This is a genomic window from Mesorhizobium sp. M7A.F.Ca.ET.027.03.2.1, from assembly GCF_003999175.1.
GTDB lineage: Bacteria > Pseudomonadota > Alphaproteobacteria > Rhizobiales > Rhizobiaceae > Mesorhizobium.
This window is the reverse complement of the sequence record NZ_RZOM01000839.1, coordinates 1-2,804: the sequence shown is the minus strand read 5'-3', so window position 1 is coordinate 2,804 and position 2,804 is coordinate 1. Positions and strand designations below refer to the sequence as shown.

Here is a 2,804-nt window from a genome sequence, read left to right as displayed (position 1 = left end):
GGACCTGCAGGCCGTGTTGCGTGACCTGGCTCGCGCAAACGGCATCGACGCCGACGGCCCACGCTTGCGCACATTGATGAGCTGGGATGAAATCCGTCGCATCGCCGCGCATCCGCTGGTGACGATCGGCGCCCATACGATCAACCACAGCAATCTGAAGCGGCTCTCAGAAGCCGATGCCCGGCACGAGGTTGGCGACGTGCGCGCCATGTTGCAGGCCGAACTGGGCGAAATGCCCCGCCATTTCGCTTATCCCTATGGCTATGCCAGCGCTGTCGGCTGCCGCGAGGTCGGCTTTGCCCGCGACGCAGGCTATACCTCCGCCGTGACGACGCGCCACGGCGTGCTGCGCGCCGAGCATGCCGGGTTCCTGCACGCCTTGCCGCGCATTTCCGTCAACGGCCGCTACCAGAGCCTCGCCCACATCCGCACCATGCTGTCGGGCGTGACGACGCCGCTCGCCAACGCCGGCAAGATGGTCGTCACCATCTGACGCTGGCGGTTTCGCCTATCGCTTGGCCCTCGGCTCCAGCATCAGCCATTTGATGATGCCCATTGCCGGCAGCACCCAGAGCAGGCCGCTGAGCAGGAAGAACAGGAAATGCACCCACGGACCCGACTCCGACAGCCGGGCGACCGCGAAGATCGATGCGACCAGCGCATAGACGATGACCAGCGCGACCAGCAGAAACATTCCGATCAGCTTTTTCAGGCGCAGGGGCATGGCTGGTCTCCTGATCGAGCATGCCGGAATTCGCACAAGAGGCCTGGCAGGCTCAAGGGGTATCGGCCTCGCATAGGCCTTGAGGCGAGACTGTGCAACCGGTGAGACGCGGCGCGACGGCGTGCCGCGCCGTATGGTCTTGCCAGCACGGGTGCGATGGTCCACCAATCCGCCAAATCAACCTGCCGGGACAAGATCATGGCTGCCATATCAGCTGCCGCGCCATACGTCGCCCGCGACCGCGACCTGCATAACCGGGCGCTGCTGCGCGGCTGGCTCTATGTGGTGCTTCTGGTGCTGTTTGCGCTGGTGCTGGTCGGCGGCGCCACAAGGCTCACCGATTCCGGCCTGTCGATTACGCAGTGGAAGCCGATCCATGGCGTGATCCCGCCGCTCAACGATGCCGAGTGGCAAGAGGAATTCCAGCTCTACCAGCAGATCCCGCAATATGCCGAGCTCAACAAGGGCATGAGCATCGAGGCGTTCAAGTCGATCTTCTGGTGGGAATGGGCGCACCGCATCCTGGCGCGCAGCGTCGGCCTGGTCTTTGCCCTGCCGCTGCTGTTCTTCTGGGCGACGCGCCGCATCGAACGCGGCCTGGGAGCGAAGCTGGTGGGCATTCTCCTGCTCGGCGGCCTGCAAGGCGCCATCGGCTGGTGGATGGTGGCTTCAGGATTGGTCGACCGGGTCTCCGTCAGCCAGTACCGGCTGGCGACCCACCTGACACTCGCCGCGCTGATCTTCACCGCCACCATGGTGGTCGCGCGAGGATTGGCGCCGCATTCCGAACCCGCCGCCGATCGGTCGACGCAGAGGCTGGCCGGGTTCATCGTGCTGCTGGCGCTGATCCAGATCTATCTCGGCGGCCTGGTCGCCGGGCTCGACGCGGGCTTAAGCTACAACACCTGGCCGTTGATGGACGGCAAGATCATCCCTGGCGATCTGCTGATCCTCGAGCCGGCGTGGCGCAACTTCTTCGAGAGCCCGAAGACGGTGCAGTTCTTCCATCGGTTTGGCGCCTACACGGTATTCGTCGTGGTATTGTGGCACATGATCGCCACGCGCCGGCGGCTGCCTGAAACAACGCATGCGCGGCGCGCGACGCTGCTGTTTCTACTGGTGCTGGTCCAAGCTTCGATCGGCATCGGCACGCTGCTGATGCATGTGCCGCTGCATATGGCGCTGACCCATCAGGGATTTGCGCTGATCGTGCTGGGTTTTGCCGCCGCACACTGGCGCGGCACCAAGGGCGCCTATCCCTTGCCGGCGGGAATAGCGCTCAGGGGCTGATCTTGGAGCTGATCTACCGGGTCCGGATCAGAAGCTTGCCCGTACCGCCCGGATCGCCTTGACGACCGACAATTCGCGGTTCTCCTCGACCGCATTGTCGTCCTCATGATGCCAGGATGCCGAAAGGCAGCCATAGGCGATGGCATGATCAAGGATAGCGGCCGGTGTCTGGCCCAGAGTGTTGGCAAAGATCCCGGCCATACCAGCGATCCGCTCGGGGTCGAGGCAGAGATCGTCCCGCTCGAGCGGGTTGTAGAACATGTTCGCCGCATCGAAGCCGGGGTCGCCGAGCACGCCCTTCGGATCGATAGCCAGCCAGCCGCGCGGTCCGTGCAGGATGTTCTCGTGATGCAGGTCGCCATGCAGTGGCCTGATATCGTGCGGATCGGTCAGCAGCCGGTCGGCAATAGTGGCGGCCTCGACATAGAGGCCGTCATGGCCGGCGTCGCGATCGGCATTCGCCTTGTTGAACAGGCTGGCGAAGCGTTCCCGGAGCGGCTGAAGTTCGGGCGGGAAGGGGTCTTTCCCCTGTGAAAACAGCTTCGCCATCACCTCGGCCGCAATTGCGGTCGCTACAAAGTCGCCCTGTTCGTCGAGAACTTGCTGAAGCAGCGTTTCACCGGCATATTCCAGCAGCATGCTGTGGCCGTCGCGGCCGAGCAGGCGCACCGCGCCTTCGCCGCGCCGCCAGGCGAGATAATGCTCGCCGCGCAACTCGTCGGCGACGTCGTCGAAAGGCTTGAGCGCCTTGACGATCGCCGGCGACCCGTCTTCGCGCAAAACCTTCCAG

At 64.3% G+C, this 2,804-nt stretch carries 4 protein-coding genes; 2 read left to right on the top strand and 2 right to left on the bottom strand.

Annotation, left to right across the window (positions count from 1 at the left end; translation table 11 throughout):
• Positions 1–493 (top strand): polysaccharide deacetylase family protein (locus tag EN750_RS27765; RefSeq protein ID WP_145967958.1); only part of this gene is annotated, 493 nt, incomplete at its 5' end.
• Positions 494–508: 15 nt separating this feature from the next.
• Here EN750_RS27765 and EN750_RS27760 read toward each other — a convergent pair.
• Positions 509–724, bottom strand: coding sequence for a DUF2842 domain-containing protein (locus tag EN750_RS27760; RefSeq protein WP_023810263.1), 216 nt, complete (start codon positions 722–724; stop codon positions 509–511).
• 198 nt (positions 725–922) lie between these two features.
• On the opposite strand from EN750_RS27760, the gene EN750_RS27755 reads away from it, so the two are divergent.
• Complete coding sequence (locus EN750_RS27755; RefSeq protein WP_127398609.1) at positions 923–2,014, top strand: COX15/CtaA family protein; 1,092 nt, start codon at positions 923–925, stop codon at positions 2,012–2,014.
• Positions 2,015–2,041: 27 nt separating this feature from the next.
• Here EN750_RS27755 and EN750_RS27750 read toward each other — a convergent pair.
• The coding region (locus tag EN750_RS27750) for an aminoglycoside phosphotransferase family protein (protein ID WP_127398607.1) at positions 2,042–2,804 on the bottom strand (763 nt) is incomplete at its 5' end.